Below are 16,818 nucleotides of genomic sequence, written 5' to 3'. Positions count from 1 at the left end.
CCAGATCCCCTTCATCCTGAGCATCGTCACCTTCCTTCCGCTGGTCGGCGCGGCCCTGCTGCTGCTGACCCGCCTGGGCGGGAAGGGCGGTTCCGACAGCGCCGCGCGCTGGATCGCCCTGGCGACGACCCTGGCCGTCCTGGCCGTGTCGGTCGTGCTGGTCGCGACCTTCGACCCGAAGAGCGCCGGCTATCAATTCGTCGAGCACATCGCCTGGTTCTCGGGCGCCAGCTACCATCTGGGCGTCGACGGGATCTCGATCCTGTTCGTCCTGCTGACGGCCTTCCTGATGCCGATCTGCATCCTGGCCAGCTGGAGCTCGATCAAGGAGCGGGTCGGCGACTACATGATCGCCTTCCTCGTGCTGGAGACGCTGGTCATCGGCGTCTTCACCTCGCTGGACCTGTTCCTGTTCTACATCTTCTTCGAGGGCACCCTCGTTCCGATGTTCATCATCATCGGGGTGTGGGGCGGCCAGAACCGGATCTACGCGGCGTACAAATTCTTCCTGTACACCCTGCTGGGATCGGTCCTGATGCTGCTGGCCATGCTGTGGATGGCCCATGAGGCCGGCACCACCAGCATCCCGGAACTGAAGGAATACGCCTTCTCGCCGACCGTGCAGCCGCTGCTGTGGCTGGCCTTCTTCGCCTCGTTCGCGGTGAAGATGCCGATGTGGCCGGTGCACACCTGGCTGCCCGACGCCCACGTGCAGGCGCCGACGGCGGGTTCGGTCATCCTGGCCGGCATCCTGCTGAAGCTGGGCGGCTACGGCTTCATCCTGTTCAACCTGCCCATGTTCCCGCAGGCCTCGCAGATGTTCGCCCCGCTGGTCTGGACGCTGTCGGCCATCGCCATCGTCTACACCTCGCTGGTCGCCTTCCGTCAGACCGACATCAAGAAGCTGATCGCCTATTCGTCGGTCGCCCACATGGGCTTCGTGACCATGGGCATCTTCGCCGGCAACGACCAGGGCGTGCAGGGCGCGATCTTCCAGATGCTGAGCCACGGCCTGATCTCGGGCGCGCTCTTCCTCTGCGTCGGCGTGGTCTATGACCGGATGCACACCCGCGAGATCGCCTTCTACGGCGGCCTGACGGCGCGCATGCCGTGGTTCGCCGCCATCTTCCTGATGTTCACCATGGCCAACGTCGGCCTGCCGGGGACCTCGGGCTTCATCGGCGAGATCCTGACCATGACCGGCATCTACCAGGTGTCGACCTGGACGGCCTTCGTGGCGGCCTCGGGCGTGATCTTCTCGGCGGTCTATGCGCTGACCCTGTACCGCAACGTCATGTTCGGCGAGATCACCAATCCGAAGCTCAAGGACATCGCGGACATCGACAAGCGCGAGCTGCTGATCTTCGTCCCGCTGATCCTCGGCACCCTGTGGCTGGGCGTCCAGCCCGGGCTGGTGCTGGACTACACCAACGCCGCCGTCGGCGCCCTGACGTCCGCCTATCAACTCGCGATCGGTGGCTGAGACCATGATGCCTGACCTGATTTCCGCCCTTCGCCTCTCGGCCCCCGAGATCACGCTCGCCGTCGGCGGCCTGGTCCTGCTGATGGTCGGCGCCTTCGTGGGCGAGCGCAGCGCGCGCCTCGTCTCGTGGCTGTCGGTGGCCCTGCTGGTCGCGGCCGCCGCCGTGACCGTGACCGGTCCGTGGGGCCAGGCCTTCAACGGCGCCTATGTGGCCGATCCGCTGGCGATCTACGGCAAGGCCGTGATCTTCCTGTCCAGCGCCGCCGCCATCGTGCTGGGCAACGGCTGGATGCACCGCAAGAAGGTGGCCCGCTTCGAGTTCCCGATCCTGATCGTGCTGGCCTCGGCCGGCATGGGCATGATGGCCTCGTCGGGCGACCTGATCTCCATGTACGTCGGCATCGAGCTGCACTCGCTGGCCCTGTATGTGCTGGCCGCCTTCCACCGCGACGACCTGAAGGCCTCGGAAGCGGGCCTGAAGTATTTCGTGCTGGGCGCGCTGTCGTCGGGCCTGCTGCTGTACGGCGCCAGCCTGATCTACGGCTTCGCCGGTTCGATGCGCTTTGAGGACATCGCCGCCTATGCCGCGACCAACCCGTCGATGGGTCTGGTGTTCGGTCTGGTCTTCCTGATCTCGGGTCTGGCCTTCAAGGTCTCGGCCGCGCCGTTCCACATGTGGACCCCGGACGTGTACGAGGGCGCCCCGACCCCGGTCGTGGCCCTGTTCGCCTCGGCTCCGAAGGTCGCGGCCATGGTGCTGATCGCCCGCACGCTGGAAGGCGCCTTCGCCAACTCGCACCAGCAGTGGGCGCAGGTGCTGATCCTGATCTCGCTGATCTCGTTCGCCGTCGGCGCCTTCGGCGGTTTGGTCCAGAAGGACATCCAGCGCCTGCTGGCCTATTCGTCGATCGCCAACATCGGCTACGCCCTGCTGGGCATCGCCGCGGGCACGACCCTGGGCGTGCAGGCCATGCTGATCTTCATGACCCTGTACATCATCGACCAGTTCGGCTTCTTCGGCATCCTGCTGTCGCTGAGCCGCAACGGCCGTCCGGTCCGCAAGATCGCCGACCTGGCGGGCCTGCGGAAGGAGCGTCCGCTGACCACCATCGCGCTGACGATCCTGTCGCTGTCGGTGCTGGGCATGCCGCCGCTGTCGGGCTTCTGGGCCAAGTACTATGTCTTCGGCGCCGCCGCCGAGGCCGGGTACTGGATGGCCGGCGCCGCCGGTCTGGTGGCCTCGGTCGTGGCCGGCTTCTACTACCTGCGGATCATCAAGGTGATGTGGTTCGATCCGGCGCCGGAAGGCCTGCCGGCGACCGACCCCGCGCCGGTCGAGGCGAAGACCGTGGCCCTGGCCGCGGCCGTCTTCTCCTTCCCGCTGGTCATCGTGGCCCTGCCGTGGCTGGTTCCGCTGGCCGCGCGCGCCGCGACGGGCTTCGGGGTCGGCTGAGTTCGTGGCGGCCGCTCCGGTCCTGCTGCTCGACCAGATCGATTCCACCAACGCCGAGGCCCGACGCCGGGCCGAGGCGGGCGAGACCGGGCCGCTGTGGATCGCGGCCCGGCGCCAGACCGCCGGTCGCGGCCGGCGGGGCAGGGCGTGGGAAGGCGACACCGGCAATCTGTTCAGCACCCTGCTGACCACCACCCGCAAGCCGCCCGCCGAGGCGGCGCAGGTGACCTTCATCGCGGCCCTCGCCGTGGCGGACCTGCTGGACCGCTATGCGCCGCCGTCCGTGGTGACGATCAAATGGCCCAATGACGTGATGCTGGCGGGCCAGAAGGCCTGCGGCATCCTTGTAGAATCCGGCGCCCATGCGGGCGGCGGCCTGTGGCTGGCCGTCGGCATCGGGGTGAACCTGGCCGAGGCCCCGCAGGGCACCGAGCGGCCGGCCGCCGCCCTGTCGCAGCACCTGTCCGCCGATCACGCCGCCCCGCCGCCGGTGGAGCGCGCGGCGCAGGAGCTGGCCGAGGCCTTCGACATCTGGGTGAACCGCTGGGAGACGCTGGGCTTCCAGCCGATCCTGGACGCCTGGGCGGCGCGGACGCCGGGGCTGGACGGTCCCGCGGTGGCGCGGCTGGGGCATGAGACGGTCGAGGGCCGCGCCGAGGGCGTCGCCGCCGACGGCGCGCTGCGGCTGAGGCTGGCGGACGGCTCGCTGCGTCTTATCTCGGCGGGAGATGTGTTCTTCGGGGAGACCGCGTGATGCTGCTGGCGATCGAACAGGGCAACACCAATACGCTGTTCGCCGTCCACGACGGCGCCGAATGGATCGCCCAGTGGCGCGCGTCCACGGACTCGCAGCGGACGGCCGATGAATACGCGGTCTGGCTGGCGCAACTGCTGACCACCCGGGGGCTGACGCTGGCGGACCTGACGGGGTGCATCATCTCGTCCGTGGTGCCGCAGTCGATCTTCAACCTGCGCAACCTGTCGCGTCGCTATCTGTCGGCCGAGCCGCTGGTGATCGGGGACAATGTCGATCTGGGCATTCCGGTGCGCATCCTGAAGCCGAGCGAGGCGGGGGCGGACCGGCTGGTCAACGCCATCGGGGCGCACCTGCTGTATCCGGGCGACCTGATCGTCATCGACAGCGGCACGGCCACGACCTTCGACGTCATCGCCGCCGACGGCGCCTTCGAGGGCGGGATCATCGCCCCGGGCGTGAACCTGAGCCTGCAGGCCCTGCACGAGGCGGCGGCCATGCTGCCCCGCATCGCCATCCAGAAGCCGGACAAGGTGATCGGCAAGGACACCGTCTCGAACATGCAATCGGGCGTGTTCTGGGGCTATATCGCCCTGATCGAGGGCCTCGTGGCCCGGATCAAGGCCGAGTGGGGCAAGCCCATGACCGTCATCGGAACCGGGGGCGTGGTCTCCCTGTTCGAAGGCGCGACCGACAGCATCGACCGGTTCGATCCGGACCTGACCATCCGCGGCCTGCTCGAAATCTGGCGGCGGAACACCCACATCACGGGCCAATGACCAAGAACAAATCCAAAGACAACGAACTCGTCTTCCTGCCGCTGGGCGGCTCGAACGAGATCGGCATGAACCTGAACGCCTACGGCTTCGGTCCGGCGGCGAACCGCCAGTGGATCGTCGTCGACGTCGGCGTGACCTTCGGCGACAACTCGACTCCCGGCGTCGATGTGATCGTGCCCGATCCGACCTATCTGGAAGGCGAGGACATCCTCGGCATCGTGCTGACGCACGCGCACGAGGACCACATCGGCGCGCTGGGCTGGCTGTGGCCGCGCATCAAGGCGCCGTTGTACGCCACGCCGTTCACCGCCTTCCTGATCCGCGAGAAGCTGCGCGACGCGGGCCTGCTGGACCGGGTGACCCTGCACGAGGTGCCGCTGGGCGGGACCATCGACCTGGGGCCGTTCCATGTGGAGATGGTGACCATCACCCACTCGATCGCCGAGCCGAACGGCCTGGCCATCAAGACCCCGCTGGGCACGGTGCTGCACACCGGCGACTGGAAGATCGACAACGATCCGGTCGTGGGCGAGCGGACCGACGTGGACACGATCAAACGCCTCGGCGACGAGGGCGTGCTCGCCATGGTCTGCGACTCGACCAACGTCTTCCAGGAAGGCGTGGCGGGGTCGGAAGGCGATGTGAAGGTCGCGCTGGCCGAGCTGATCTCGGGCCTGAAGGGCCGGGTGGCCGTGGGCTGTTTCGCCTCGAACGTGGCCCGGATGGACAGCGTCATTCGCGCCGCCGAGGCCGCCGGGCGCCGCGTGGTGCTGGCGGGCCGGTCGATGCACCGCATCACCGCCGCGGCCAAGTCGGTCGGCATGCTGTCGGACCTGCAGCCCTTCCTGTCGGAGGAGCAGGCGCGGCACTGGCCGGCGGACGAGATCCTGTACCTGTGCACCGGCAGCCAGGGCGAAAGCCGCGCGGCCCTGTCGCGCGTCGCCGAGGGGACGCATCCCTTCATCAAGCTGGGGCCGGGCGACCACTGTATCTTCTCGTCTCGGGTGATCCCGGGCAACGAACTGGCCATCGGCCGGCTGCAGGACACCCTGTCGGAGCGCGGGGTGCGCATCTACACCGAGAAGGAATACCGCGGCATCCACGTCTCGGGCCACCCGTGCCGGGACGAGCTGCGCCAGATGTACCAGTGGGCGCGGCCGAAGGTGGCCGTGCCGACCCACGGCATGCGCCGTCACCTGGCCGAGCACGCCCTGCTGGCCAAGGACATGCAGGTGCCGGAGACGGTCACGCCCCGCAACGGCGACATGGTGCGGCTGGCCCCCGGTCCGGCGGCGATCATCGACGAGGTGCCCTCGGGCCGCCTGTTCGTCGACGGCGGCATGCTGGTCGAGGAGGCGGGCGAGGCCCTGCGCGAGCGTCGCCACGCGGCCTCGAACGGGGTGCTGATCGTCAGCTTCGCCATGGACAAGCGCGGCAAGATCGTTTCGGACATCGACGTGCGTGGGCTGGGTCTGCCGGGCGACGAGGACAGCCCGCTGGGCGACATCCTGGACAGCATGGCCGAGCGCGTCGAACAGGTGGTGCGCGGCCTGAAGGGCGACGCCCTCGAGGACGAGCTGGTGGTCGAACAGGCCGTCGCGCGCGCCCTGAAGAAGGCCAGCCAGTCGGTCTGGGATCGCCGCCCGATCGTCGAGACCATCATCCTGCGTCTTTAGACGCCACATCGACCGGGGGATTCGATGACGCCGCTGTTGATCGCCGTGCTGCTGTCCCTGTCGGGGCAGCAGACCCCGCCGCCCGTCATCATCGAGTATGACGGGCGCACGCCGCCGCCTCCGGGCGTGGCCGTGCCGGAAGCGCGGCCGTCCCGGCCCGCGCTGCTGCCGCTGCCGACCGGCGAGCTCAAGGCGTTCGCCGAGAACAACCGGGCTGTGCATTTCGTCGATGTGGAGAGCGCGCAGCGCGACGGGGACCGGGTCCGGGTGCGCTACTACACCGTCTTCCATCCGCCGGCGCCGTCGGGCGACCGGCTGATCGCGCACTGGATCACCGAGGCCGACATCGATTGCGCGGCCCGGACCCTGCGCAGCCTGAGGCTGTCGGCCTATGACGAGGCCGGGGACGAGGTGCTGTGGCTGCCGCCCGAGCCGGTGGAGCGGATCGCGCCGGGATCGCTGCAGGCGGAGCTGCATCAGGCGGTGTGCCTGTCCCACGTGGCGGCGCCCCATCCCCGGTTGACGGGCTGGCGCGAAGCGCTGCCGTTCGGGCGCGCCCGTCTCGGCGGCTGACGTGGAGGTGGACGGAAGGGTTCAAACACTTTGAACCCGCGCGCCCCCTGCCTATAAGGAGCCGATTCCCCCGCCCAAGGTCTGCCCCCATGCCCGACGTTCCGTCCGAGTTCCGCTACAAACGCGTCCTGCTGAAGGTCTCGGGCGAAGTGCTGATGGGAGACCAGGGCTACGGCATCGACATGAAGACCGTGGCCGATGTCGCCGGCGCCATCGCCGAGGTGGCCCGCGAGGGCGTTGAAATCTGTCTGGTCATCGGCGGCGGCAACATCTTCCGCGGCCTGTCGAAGGCGGCGGGCGACATGGATCGCGCCTCGGCCGACTACATGGGCATGCTGGCGACCGTCATGAACGCCCTGGCCATGCAGGCCGCGCTCGAGAAGCAGGGCATCCAGACCCGCGTGCAGAGCGCCCTGACCATGAATGCCGTGGCCGAGCCCTATGTGCGCCGCCGCGCCCTGCGTCACCTCGAGAAGGGCCGGGTGGTGATCTTCGCCGCCGGTGTCGGCGCCCCGTTCTTCACCACCGATTCCGGCGCGGCCCTGCGCGCCGCCGAAATGGGCTGTGACGCCCTGCTGAAGGGCACCAGCGTGGACGGCGTCTATACCGCCGACCCGAAGAAGGACCCGAAGGCCACCCGTTACGACACCCTGACCTATCACGACGTGCTGGCGCGCGACCTGAAGGTCATGGACGCCTCGGCCGTCGCCCTGATGCGTGACTCGGGCATCCCGATCGTGGTCTTCTCGATCCGGGAGGACGGCTCGTTCCGCAACGCCCTGACCGGCAAGGGCTCCTTCACCGTCATCAGCGCTGACGGCAAGGCCGCCTGACAAACCTATAAGAACCCGAGAGAAACGATCATGGCCAAGCCCGATCTCAAGACCTACCGCGACCGCATGGACAAGGCGGTCGACGCCCTGAAGGAAGAATTCTCCGGCCTGCGCACCGGCCGCGCCAACGCGGGCCTGCTGGACCCGGTGCGGGTCGAGGCCTACGGCTCGACCTCGCCGCTGAACGCCGTGGCCGCCATCAGCGTGCCGGAGCCGCGCATGATCTCGGTCAGCGTCTGGGACAAGGGCATGGTGGTGTCGGTCGAGAAGGCCATCCGCGCCGCCGGTCTGGGCCTGAACCCGATCGTCGACGGCCAGACCCTGCGCATTCCGATCCCGCCGCTGACCGAAGAGCGGCGCAAGGAATATGTGAAGCTGGCCGGCAAGTACGCCGAGCAGCAGAAGATCGCCGTCCGCAACGTGCGCCGCGACGCCAACGACGACCTGAAGAAGGCCGAGAAGGCCTCGGACATCAGCCAGGACGAACAGAAGAAGATGGAAGCGGACGTCCAGAAGGACACCGACGCGGCCATCAAGCGCATCGACGAGGCCCTGAAGGCCAAGGAAGTCGAAATCATGCAGGTCTGACGGCCCGATCTGCCATAGGATAGCCGACGCATGAGCGCCGAACCTTTCTCTGACCAGCCCGCCGGGCCGCGCCATGTCGCGTTGATCATGGACGGCAACGGCCGTTGGGCCGAGGCGCGCGGGCTGCCGCGCGCCATCGGGCACCGGGAGGGGGTGCAGGCGCTCAAGCGGACCATCCAGGCGGCGCCCAAGCTGGGCATCCGCTGCCTGACGGTGTTCGGCTTCTCGACCGAGAACTGGCAGCGACCGGCCGATGAGGTCTCCGACCTGATGGGGCTGGTCCGCACCTATGTCGGCAGCGACCTGAAGCGGCTGGAGAAGGAAGGGGTGCGGCTGCGCATCCTCGGCCGCCGCGCCGGTCTGCCGGACGATATCGCGAAGATCGTCGACAAGGCCGAGGCCAGCACCGCCCACAACGACAAATTCCTGCTGCAGGTCGCCTTCAACTACGGCGGCCGGGCCGACATCGTCGACGCCGCGCGCCGCTATGTGGAGCGGGTGAAGGCGGGCGAGGCGGTCGAGCCGCTGGATGAGGCGACGCTCGGCGAGGGGTTGTCGACGGCGGGCGGGCCGCCGGTGGATGTGATCGTCCGCACCTCGGGCGAATACCGGCTGTCCAACTTCCTGCTGTGGGAAGCCGCCTACGCCGAGCTGATCTACCAGGACATTCTCTGGCCCGACTACGGCGAGGCCGCCCTGGCCGACGTCGTCGCCCAGTTCCGCAACCGGGATCGCCGCTTCGGCGGTCGCCCGGCCGCCCGCGTGGCCGTCTGATGGCGATGTCGGCGCGGGAAATCGGTCTGAGGACCGCGTCGGGGATCGTGCTGGCGGGCGCCGCCGGTCTGGTGATCTGGGCGGGCGGGGTCTGGTTCCTGGGCATCATGCTGATCGCCTGCGCCCTGCTGGCGATCGAATGGGCGATGATGAGCGCCGCCCGGGCCTGGCGGCTGACGGCCGCCGCCGTCGGGCTGGGCCTGTTCGCGGCGGTGATCTCGGCCTTCGTCGGCCAGCTGTCGCTGGCGCTGGTCATGCTGGTCTTCTGCGCGGCCGCCGCGGGCTTGTTCGCCCGCAGCCGGGGACAGGAGGCCGTGGATGCCTCGTACGGCGTGCTCTATCTGGGCTGGCCCGCCATCCTGCTGATCTGGCTGCGCAACGGCGACACCGCCGCCGACCCGCACATGGGCCTGTACTGGACCATCTTCACCTTCATGACGACCTGGACCGCGGACAGCATGGCCTATCTGGTCGGCTCGTCGGTGGGCGGTCCCAAGCTGTGGCCGCGGTTCTCGCCCAACAAGACCTGGTCCGGTTTCATCGGCGGGCTGGTGGGCGGCGCCATCGCCGGGGCGCTGCTCGGCGTCTTCCTCGACATGGGAATCGGCCTGTGGGGCGCGCTGCTGGGGCTGGCCGCCGCCTTCGCCACCATGGCGGGGGACCTGTGGGAATCCGCCCTGAAGCGCCGCTACGGCGTCAAGGACGCCGGAAAGCTGATCCCCGGGCACGGCGGGCTGCTGGACCGGGTGGACGGCCTGATGTTCGCCGCCGTGGTGGTGGCCTGCGGCCGCCTGATCAGCCTGTGGCTGAACGGGAGCGGGGGATGATCCGCCGTCGCATCACCGTGCTGGGGTCGACCGGATCGGTCGGCTGCTCGACGCTGGACCTGATGGAACAGGCCGAGGCGGGCGGGGCAGGGGCCTTCGAGGTCGAGGCCCTGACCGGCGGGGCCAATATCGCGCGACTGGCCGAACAGGCCCGCCGCTGGAAACCGAAGGTGGCCGTCACGGCCGATCCGGCCCGTCTGGATGAACTTCGTGACGCCCTGTCCGGCAGCGGCGTCGAGGCCGCGGCGGGCGAGGCGGCGATCACCGAGGCGGCCTCCCGCCCGGCAGACTGGGTCATGGCCTCCATCGTCGGGGCGGCGGGTCTGCGCTCGGCCTGGGCGGCGGCGGGCACCGGCGCGACCCTGGCGCTGGCCAACAAGGAGAGCCTGGTCTGCTGCGGCCCGGCCCTGATTGAACGGGTCAAGGCGTCCGGCGGGCGGCTGATCCCTGTGGATTCCGAGCATTCGGCCATTTTCCAGGTCTTCCCGCACGCGGCCCCTGAACAGGTGGCGAAGCTGACCCTGACGGCGTCGGGCGGGCCGTTCCGCACCACCCCCGCGGCCGAGATGGCCGCCATCACGCCGGAGCAGGCGGTCGCCCATCCCAACTGGAGCATGGGGGCCAAGATCTCGGTCGACAGCGCCAGCATGGCCAACAAGGGCCTCGAAATGATCGAGGCGGCCTATCTGTTCGACATGCCCGCCGCGAAGATCGACGTCGTGGTGCATCCGGAATCGATCATTCACAGCATGGTCGAGACCGTCGACGGCTCGACCCTGGCCCAGATGGGGCCGCCGGACATGAAGACGCCGATCGCCTGCGCCCTGGCCTGGCCAGATCGGATCGCCTGGGCGGCGCCGCGCCTGGATCTGGCGGCGCTGGGCCGTCTGACGTTCGAGGCGCCCGACGAGACCCGTTTCCCCATGCTGCGACTGGCCCGGCAGGCGCTGGAGGCGGGGGGCGTGGCCCCCATCGTCTTCAACGCCGCCAACGAGGTGTCGGCGCTGGCCTTCCTTGACCGCCGACTGGGCTTTCTAAATATTGCCGCAGTCGTCGCCGACACCTTGTCGCGCGTGACGGCTTCGGGGGTGGATTCCGGTTCCGACAGCGCCTGCGACGCGGCCCTGGCCGTGGACGCGCAGGCGCGCAGGACAGCGGAATCGATCGTTCGGGGTCTCGCAGCAGCGGCCTGAACGGCGGAGGATTCCTTTTCGGCATGACGGGCTTTATCGGCCAGGCGCTGCTCTACATCGTGCCGTTCCTGGTGCTGCTGACGTTCATCGTCACCATCCATGAGCTGGGACATTTCCTCGTCGCGCGCGCGTTCAAGGTGAAGATTGACCGGTTCTCGATCGGTTTCGGCAAGGCGTTGCTGAGCCGGACCGACCGGCACGGGGTAGAATGGCGGGTCGGCTGGATCCCGCTGGGCGGCTATGTGAAATTCTCGGGCGACCTGGATGCGTCCAGCGTTCCGGACCAGGCCGGTCTGGACGAGCTGAAATCCCGCGTCATCGCCGAGCACGGCCCCGCCGCCGTGAAGGACTATTTCCACTTCAAGCCGGTCTGGCAGCGCGCCTTGATCGTCGCGGCCGGTCCTCTGTCGAATTTCGCCCTGGCGCTGGTGCTGCTGACCCTGCTGTTCAGCGTCATCGGCGAGCGGATCGAGGCCCCGCGGGTGTTCCAGGTGGTTCCGGGAAGCCCCGCAGCCGCCGCCGGCTTCCAGCCGCGCGACCTGATCACCGCGATCAACGGCCGCCCCGTGCAGGAGAGCAACGAGGTCACCCAGACCATCCTGCTGTCGGCCAATGATCCGCTGACCTTCACGGTCGAGCGCGGCGGCCGCACCCTGCAGCTGACGGCGACGCCGGTGCGGGTGCTGGAGGAGAGCGACGTGGCCGGTCGCGCCTGGGTGTCCCGGGCGGGCCTGCGTCTGTCCCCGCTGCCGCAGGACTACCAGTTCCGCCGCCTGAACCCAGTCGAGGCGGTGGGCAAGGGCGCCGACACCATGGTGTCCGTGGTCAGCGCCACCTTCCGCTATATCGGCCGCATCTTCGTCGGCAAGGAATCCGGCGACATGCTGAACGGCCCGCTGGGCATCGCCAAGGCGGCCGGCGGCGTGACCAAGCAGGCCATCGCCTATGAAGCCCCGCCCGCGATCCTGATGCTGAACCTGCTGCTGACCTATCTGCAGTTCGCCGCCATAGTTTCGATCGGAATGGGTATTGTTAATCTGCTTCCGATTCCCGTCCTCGATGGGGGCCACCTGATGTTCTACGGCTATGAGGCTGTGGCGCGCAGGCCAGTCCCCGCTCGGGTTCAGGAGGTCGGTTACCGGGTCGGTCTTGCTTTGCTTGCGGGATTGATGTTGTTCGCAACCTGGAACGACCTCCAGAAACTGAGTTTGTTCAAATTCCTCGGCGGGCTCGCCTGATGAGCCGACGCCAGCCCCCGATGGTTTCCCGTATGATCCAAAAAGACGCGTCCGCCCTCCGTATCGCCCGCGCCGCGAGCCCTAGCCTCCTGGCGCTGGTCGTGGCCGCCGGCCTCGCCGGTCCGGCCCTGGCCCAGAGCGCGCCCGCCGCGCCGGCGCCCGCCGCTGCGGCCGCAGCCGAGCCGGTGCAGACCGCGCCGCAGGAACAGGCCGCTCCGGCCCGTCCCGAGCGTGTGCAGGTCGCCCGCATCCTGGTGCGCGGCAACCAGCGCATCGACCAGACGACGGTCCTGTCCTACCTGCCGATCCAGCCGGGCGACGTCGTCGACGCCGCCGTGCTGGACGTCGCGGTCCGCACCCTGACCCGCACCCAGCTGTTCGCCGACGTCCAGCTGGGCGTGCAGCCGAACGGCGACCTGATCGTCGAGATCGTGGAAAACCCGATCATCAACCAGGTGGTGTTCGAGGGGAACAGCGCGATCGGCGAGGAAAAGCTGACCGAGGAAGTGACCCTGCGTCCCCGCGGCATCTACACCCGCGCCCGCATCCAGGAAGACGTGGGCAAGATCGTCGAGCTGTACCGCCTGTCGGGCCGTATCGGCGCGACCGTGACGCCGAAGATCGTCCAGCTGGAACAGAACCGCGTCGACGTGGTGTTCGAGATCAACGAGGGCCCGGAGACGGGCGTCCGCGCGATCACCTTCCTGGGCAACACCGCCTTCTCGGACAACGACCTGCGCGAGGTCATGGTCACCAAGCAGTCGCAGTGGTGGCGCCTGTTCACGACCAACGACAACTACGACCCGAACCGCCTGGACTACGACCGGGAGCAGCTGCGTAAGTTCTATACGAACCGCGGCTACTACGACTTCCGCGTGCTGTCTGCGGTGTCGGAGCTGGCGCCGGATGATTCCAGCTTCGCCATCACCATGACGGTGGACGAGGGCGACCGGTACAATTTCGGCACGGTGAACATCGTGACCGAGAACGACCGCCTGAACCCGGACTTCCTGAAGCGCCTGCTGCCGATCAGCGAGGGCGACCTCTACGAGAGCGACAAGATCGAGACTGCGGTGGACGCCCTGACGTTCGCCGCCGGTTCGGCCGGCTACGCCTTCGTCGAGATCGAGCCGGAGTACCGCGCCAACGCCGAGACCAACACGGTCGACGTGACCTTCAACATCCGTGAAGGCCAGCGCGTCTACGTCGATCGCATCAATGTGGTCGGCAACACCCGCACCCTGGACAACGTCATCCGTCGCGAGATGATGCTGAGCGAGGGCGACGCCTTCAACCGCACCCTGCTGGAGCGTTCGCGCAACAACCTGCGTGCGCTGGGCTTCTTCAAGGACGTGACCGTCGAGGAAGCGCGCGGCTCGGCTCCGGACCGCTCGATCGTCAACGTCACCGTGCAGGAACAGCCCACCGGCGAACTGTCGGTCGGCGCGGGCTTCAGCTCGGTCGACTCCTTCGTGCTGAACCTGGGCATCACCGAGCGGAACTTCCGCGGCCGCGGCCAGAACGTGGTCGCCCGTCTGGAGTGGGGTTCGCTGCGCCAGCAGATCGACTTCCGCTTCACGGAGCCGAAATTCCTGGGCCGCGACCTGCGCGCCGGCTTCGACGCCTTCCACTCGCGCTATGACCTGAGCGAGTATTCGTCGTACGACTACCGCTCGACCGGCGGCGGCGTGCGCCTGTCGTATCCGCTGAACGGCTACACCCTGCTCAGCACCCGCTACTTCCTGAAGAGCGACGAGATCATCGTGCCGTCGGGCTACTGCACCTCGACCGGCGCGGGCTCGACCGCCCTGTGCGACCAGGTGGGTTCGTTCCTGAACTCGTCGGCGGGCTACACCCTGCTGGTCGACCGCCGGAACGATCCGATCCGCCCGACCCGCGGCTGGACCGGCACCCTGCGTCAGGACTTCGCCGGCATCGGCGGCGACGTGAACTACATCAAGACCGAAGCCGAAGTGTCGGCCTATTGGGGCATCGCCCCCAACTGGATCGTCACGGCCCAGGCCCAGACCGGCTATGTGTCGGGTTGGGGCGGGGATCCGGTGCGGATCAACGACCGCTTCTTCAAGGGCGGCAACAGCTTCCGCGGCTTCGAAACCGCGGGTATCGGTCCCCGGGACCTGACCACCACTGACGCGCTGGGCGGCAACTTCTACGTCATCGGCACGCTGGAACTGACGGTCCCCAACTATCTGCCGGAAGAATACGGCATCCGCACTTCGCTGTTCGCCGACGTGGGCACCCTGGGCGTTCTGGACGACCGCTATACGGTCAACGCCTCGGGTAACCCGGACTCGAACATCGTCGACGACCTGGAGCTCCGCGCCTCTGCCGGCGTCAGCATCCACTGGCGTTCGCCGATGGGCCCGATCCGGTTCGACATCAGCAAGGTCCTCGGCAAGGAAGAGTACGACAAGACCGAGTCCTTCCGCTTCTCGACCTCCACCCAATTCTAACCGCGGGACCCGGTCCCGCACCAAAGGCCTGACTATGAAACTGATCGCTCTGGGCGCCTTCGCCCTCGCCGCCCTGACCGCCGGCACGGCCTCGGCCCAGTCGCAAACCCCGCCGCCGCTGACCCACGGTCCGGTCGTCACGGGCGTCTGCATCTACAGCCCGCAAGCCCTGCTCGCCAGCAGCACCGCCGGCCAGTCGCTGGCCTCCGGCCTGCAACGCCTGGCCCAGGAAGTTCAGGGCGAACTGTCTCCGTACAGCGCCGCGCTGGAAACCGAAGCCGCCGCCCTGCAGCAAGGCGGTCAGGCTGCTGATCCGGACGGCTCGCGCGCCCGCGCCTGGCAGCAGCGCCTGCAGGAAGCCCAGCAGCTGGAGCAGACCCGCACCAACGAGCTGCGCTACACCGAGCGTCTGCAGACCCAGACCATCGTCACCGCCGCCCGTCCGATCGTGGCCGCCCTGTACGCCGAACGCGGCTGCAGCGTCCTGCTTGACGGCAACACCATCCTGGCCGCCAACCCGGCCATGGACATCACCCCGATGGCCGTGCAGCGCCTGAACCAGGCCCTGCCGTCGCTCCCGGCCTTCAACCGCAGCCCGGTTCCGGCCGAACTGCAGCAGTAAGGCTGCGGACGGGACAATGCCTGACCCGCGATTTTTCGAGAGCCTGACGACGCTGGACGTCGCCGGGCTGGGCGAAAGGATCGGGGCCGAAGTCGCGCGCGGCGGAGACCGGAAGGTCTCCGCCGTTGCGCCTTTGGGGACCGCCTCATCGCGCGACGTCGCCTTCATGGGCGACCGCAAATTCGCTGAACAGCTGAAGGCCACCCGCGCCGGCTGCGTGATCCTGCCGCCGGCGGCGGTGGAGCTCGCGCCGGAAGGGGCCGCCCTGCTGGTCTCGACCACGCCGCAGGCCGCCTGGGCCGCGGCGTCGTTGCTGTTCCACAGCCCGATCACCCTCGATCAGGCGGCGAACCGCGCCGACGCCGTCGAGGACGACAGTGTCGTGCTTGAGCCCGGCGTGATCCTGGGCGAGGGCGTCCGCATCGGCCGCGGGACCCGGATCGGCGCCAACACCGTCATCGGTCCGGGCGTGCAGATCGGACGCAACTGCCAGATCGGCCCGAACGTCACCGTCGGCTTCGCCCTGATCGGCGACCGTGTGAAGCTGTATGCGGGCGTCCGCATCGGCGAGGCGGGCTTCGGCGCGGCGGGATCGAAGACCGGTCCGGTCGACGTGCCGCAGCTGGGGCGCGTGATCCTGCAGGACGGGGTCACGGTCGGCGCCAACTCCTGCATCGACCGGGGCGCCTTCGACGACACGGTCGTGGGCGAGAACACCAAGATCGATAACCTGGTCATGATCGCCCACAACTGCGTCATCGGCCGGAACTGTCTGATCGCGGCGCAGACGGGAATCTCCGGCTCCGTCGTCGTCGGCGACAATGTGATCTTCGGCGGTCAGGCGGGCGTGGGCGACCACCTGAAGATCGGCGAGGGTGCCCGGATCGCCGGTGGAGCCGGACTTCTGGCCGATGTGCCGCCCGGCGAGACCTGGTCGGGTTATCCCGCCAAACCCATTCGGCAATTCTTGCGCGAGACCGTCTGGGTGTCCAAACAGGCCCAGGGCAAACCGCGCGGGAAGACGGAAGAATGAGCGAAGACGTCAACATCGATTACGCCGAGGTGATGCGGCGGCTGCCGCACCGCTACCCCTTCCTGCTGGTCGACAAGGCCGAGGCCTTCGTGCCCGCCACCTCGATCACCGGCATCAAGAACGTGACGCACAACGAGCCGTTCTTCCCGGGCCACTTCCCGATCGATCCGGTCATGCCGGGCGTGCTGATCGTCGAGGCCATGGCCCAGACCGGCGCCCTGCTGATGTCCAAGACGCTGGACGTCGCCGTGGCCGACAAGGTCATCATGTTCATGTCCATCGACGGCGTGCGCTTCCGCAAGCCGGCGCGGCCGGGCGACCAGCTGCGCATGGAGGTGAAGGTGATCAAGGCGCGCGGCGACGCGTTCAAGTTCCGTGGCGAGACCTTCATCGACGGCAAGCTGGCGGCCGAGGCCGAGTTCATGGCCATGGTCGTCAAGGTGGATCAGCCGGCGTCCTGATGGCCATTCATCCGACAGCCCAGGTCGATGCGAGCGCCCGTCTGGCCGACGGCGTCG

At 68.4% G+C, this 16,818-nt stretch carries 16 protein-coding genes; all 16 read left to right on the top strand.

What is annotated here, in order from left to right; genetic code table 11:
- Window positions 1-4 precede the first annotated feature (4 nt).
- Window positions 5-1,483: an NADH-quinone oxidoreductase subunit M gene (locus VGE03_RS11855; protein WP_331046701.1), complete on the top strand. Its 1,479-nt coding sequence runs from the start codon at window positions 5-7 to the stop codon at window positions 1,481-1,483.
- 7 nt (window positions 1,484-1,490) lie between these two features.
- A complete protein-coding gene (gene nuoN, locus VGE03_RS11850) occupies window positions 1,491-2,936 on the top strand; it encodes an NADH-quinone oxidoreductase subunit NuoN (RefSeq protein WP_331046679.1) in 1,446 nt (481 codons plus the stop codon).
- A 4-nt stretch (window positions 2,937-2,940) separates the two neighbouring features.
- Window positions 2,941-3,690 (top strand): biotin--[acetyl-CoA-carboxylase] ligase, encoded by a 750-nt coding sequence (locus VGE03_RS11845; RefSeq protein ID WP_331046678.1) that lies wholly within the window; start codon window positions 2,941-2,943, stop codon window positions 3,688-3,690.
- A complete protein-coding gene (locus VGE03_RS11840; protein WP_331046677.1) occupies window positions 3,687-4,469 on the top strand; it encodes a type III pantothenate kinase in 783 nt (260 codons plus the stop codon). The genes VGE03_RS11845 and VGE03_RS11840 overlap by 4 nt, the downstream gene beginning before the upstream one ends.
- Window positions 4,466-6,145: a ribonuclease J gene (locus VGE03_RS11835; protein ID WP_331046676.1), complete on the top strand. Its 1,680-nt coding sequence runs from the start codon at window positions 4,466-4,468 to the stop codon at window positions 6,143-6,145. Before VGE03_RS11840 ends, VGE03_RS11835 begins: the two co-directional genes overlap by 4 nt.
- Before the next feature lie 24 nt (window positions 6,146-6,169).
- A complete protein-coding gene (locus tag VGE03_RS11830; RefSeq protein ID WP_331046675.1) occupies window positions 6,170-6,718 on the top strand; it encodes a surface-adhesin E family protein in 549 nt (182 codons plus the stop codon).
- An 89-nt stretch (window positions 6,719-6,807) separates the two neighbouring features.
- Window positions 6,808-7,551, top strand: a complete 744-nt coding sequence (gene pyrH / locus VGE03_RS11825) for a UMP kinase (RefSeq protein WP_331046674.1) — start codon at window positions 6,808-6,810, stop codon at window positions 7,549-7,551.
- A gap of 30 nt (window positions 7,552-7,581) precedes the next feature.
- Window positions 7,582-8,139: a ribosome recycling factor gene (frr, locus tag VGE03_RS11820; protein ID WP_331046673.1), complete on the top strand. Its 558-nt coding sequence runs from the start codon at window positions 7,582-7,584 to the stop codon at window positions 8,137-8,139.
- A gap of 30 nt (window positions 8,140-8,169) precedes the next feature.
- Complete coding sequence (gene uppS, locus VGE03_RS11815) at window positions 8,170-8,913, top strand: polyprenyl diphosphate synthase (protein ID WP_331046672.1); 744 nt, start codon at window positions 8,170-8,172, stop codon at window positions 8,911-8,913.
- Window positions 8,913-9,740 (top strand): phosphatidate cytidylyltransferase, encoded by an 828-nt coding sequence (locus tag VGE03_RS11810; protein WP_331046671.1) that lies wholly within the window; start codon window positions 8,913-8,915, stop codon window positions 9,738-9,740. Before uppS ends, VGE03_RS11810 begins: the two co-directional genes overlap by 1 nt.
- Window positions 9,737-10,933 carry a 1-deoxy-D-xylulose-5-phosphate reductoisomerase gene (gene dxr / locus VGE03_RS11805; RefSeq protein ID WP_331046670.1) on the top strand — a complete coding sequence of 399 codons (1,197 nt, stop codon included), beginning with the start codon at window positions 9,737-9,739 and terminating at the stop codon, window positions 10,931-10,933. The genes VGE03_RS11810 and dxr overlap by 4 nt, the downstream gene beginning before the upstream one ends.
- A gap of 23 nt (window positions 10,934-10,956) precedes the next feature.
- On the top strand, window positions 10,957-12,171 hold the full coding sequence (locus VGE03_RS11800; protein WP_331046669.1) for an RIP metalloprotease: 1,215 nt from the start codon (window positions 10,957-10,959) through the stop codon (window positions 12,169-12,171).
- 101 nt (window positions 12,172-12,272) lie between these two features.
- Window positions 12,273-14,645, top strand: coding sequence for an outer membrane protein assembly factor BamA (gene bamA, locus VGE03_RS11795; protein ID WP_331046668.1), 2,373 nt, complete (start codon window positions 12,273-12,275; stop codon window positions 14,643-14,645).
- Between the two features lie 34 nt (window positions 14,646-14,679).
- Window positions 14,680-15,267, top strand: coding sequence for an OmpH family outer membrane protein (locus VGE03_RS11790; protein ID WP_331046667.1), 588 nt, complete (start codon window positions 14,680-14,682; stop codon window positions 15,265-15,267).
- A gap of 16 nt (window positions 15,268-15,283) precedes the next feature.
- Entirely contained in the window at window positions 15,284-16,300 is a 1,017-nt protein-coding gene (gene lpxD / locus VGE03_RS11785; RefSeq protein ID WP_331046666.1) for a UDP-3-O-(3-hydroxymyristoyl)glucosamine N-acyltransferase, read from the top strand.
- Entirely contained in the window at window positions 16,297-16,761 is a 465-nt protein-coding gene (fabZ, locus tag VGE03_RS11780) for a 3-hydroxyacyl-ACP dehydratase FabZ (RefSeq protein ID WP_331046665.1), read from the top strand. Before lpxD ends, fabZ begins: the two co-directional genes overlap by 4 nt.
- Window positions 16,762-16,818: the final 57 nt, after the last annotated feature.

The organism is Brevundimonas sp. (genome assembly GCF_036400995.1).
GTDB lineage: Bacteria > Pseudomonadota > Alphaproteobacteria > Caulobacterales > Caulobacteraceae > Brevundimonas.
This window is presented reverse-complemented; position numbering and strand designations above follow the sequence as displayed.

Coding starts and splice junctions, on each gene's coding strand:
- VGE03_RS11830 (WP_331046675.1), top strand. CDS start 6,170: ATGACGCCGCTGTTGATCGCCGTGCTGCTGTCCCTGTCGGGGCAGCAG.
- uppS (WP_331046672.1), top strand. CDS start 8,170: ATGAGCGCCGAACCTTTCTCTGACCAGCCCGCCGGGCCGCGCCATGTC.
- VGE03_RS11800 (WP_331046669.1), top strand. CDS start 10,957: ATGACGGGCTTTATCGGCCAGGCGCTGCTCTACATCGTGCCGTTCCTG.
- frr (WP_331046673.1), top strand. CDS start 7,582: ATGGCCAAGCCCGATCTCAAGACCTACCGCGACCGCATGGACAAGGCG.
- VGE03_RS11790 (WP_331046667.1), top strand. CDS start 14,680: ATGAAACTGATCGCTCTGGGCGCCTTCGCCCTCGCCGCCCTGACCGCC.
- fabZ (WP_331046665.1), top strand. CDS start 16,297: ATGAGCGAAGACGTCAACATCGATTACGCCGAGGTGATGCGGCGGCTG.
- pyrH (WP_331046674.1), top strand. CDS start 6,808: ATGCCCGACGTTCCGTCCGAGTTCCGCTACAAACGCGTCCTGCTGAAG.
- VGE03_RS11810 (WP_331046671.1), top strand. CDS start 8,913: ATGGCGATGTCGGCGCGGGAAATCGGTCTGAGGACCGCGTCGGGGATC.
- VGE03_RS11835 (WP_331046676.1), top strand. CDS start 4,466: ATGACCAAGAACAAATCCAAAGACAACGAACTCGTCTTCCTGCCGCTG.
- dxr (WP_331046670.1), top strand. CDS start 9,737: ATGATCCGCCGTCGCATCACCGTGCTGGGGTCGACCGGATCGGTCGGC.
- nuoN (WP_331046679.1), top strand. CDS start 1,491: ATGCCTGACCTGATTTCCGCCCTTCGCCTCTCGGCCCCCGAGATCACG.
- lpxD (WP_331046666.1), top strand. CDS start 15,284: ATGCCTGACCCGCGATTTTTCGAGAGCCTGACGACGCTGGACGTCGCC.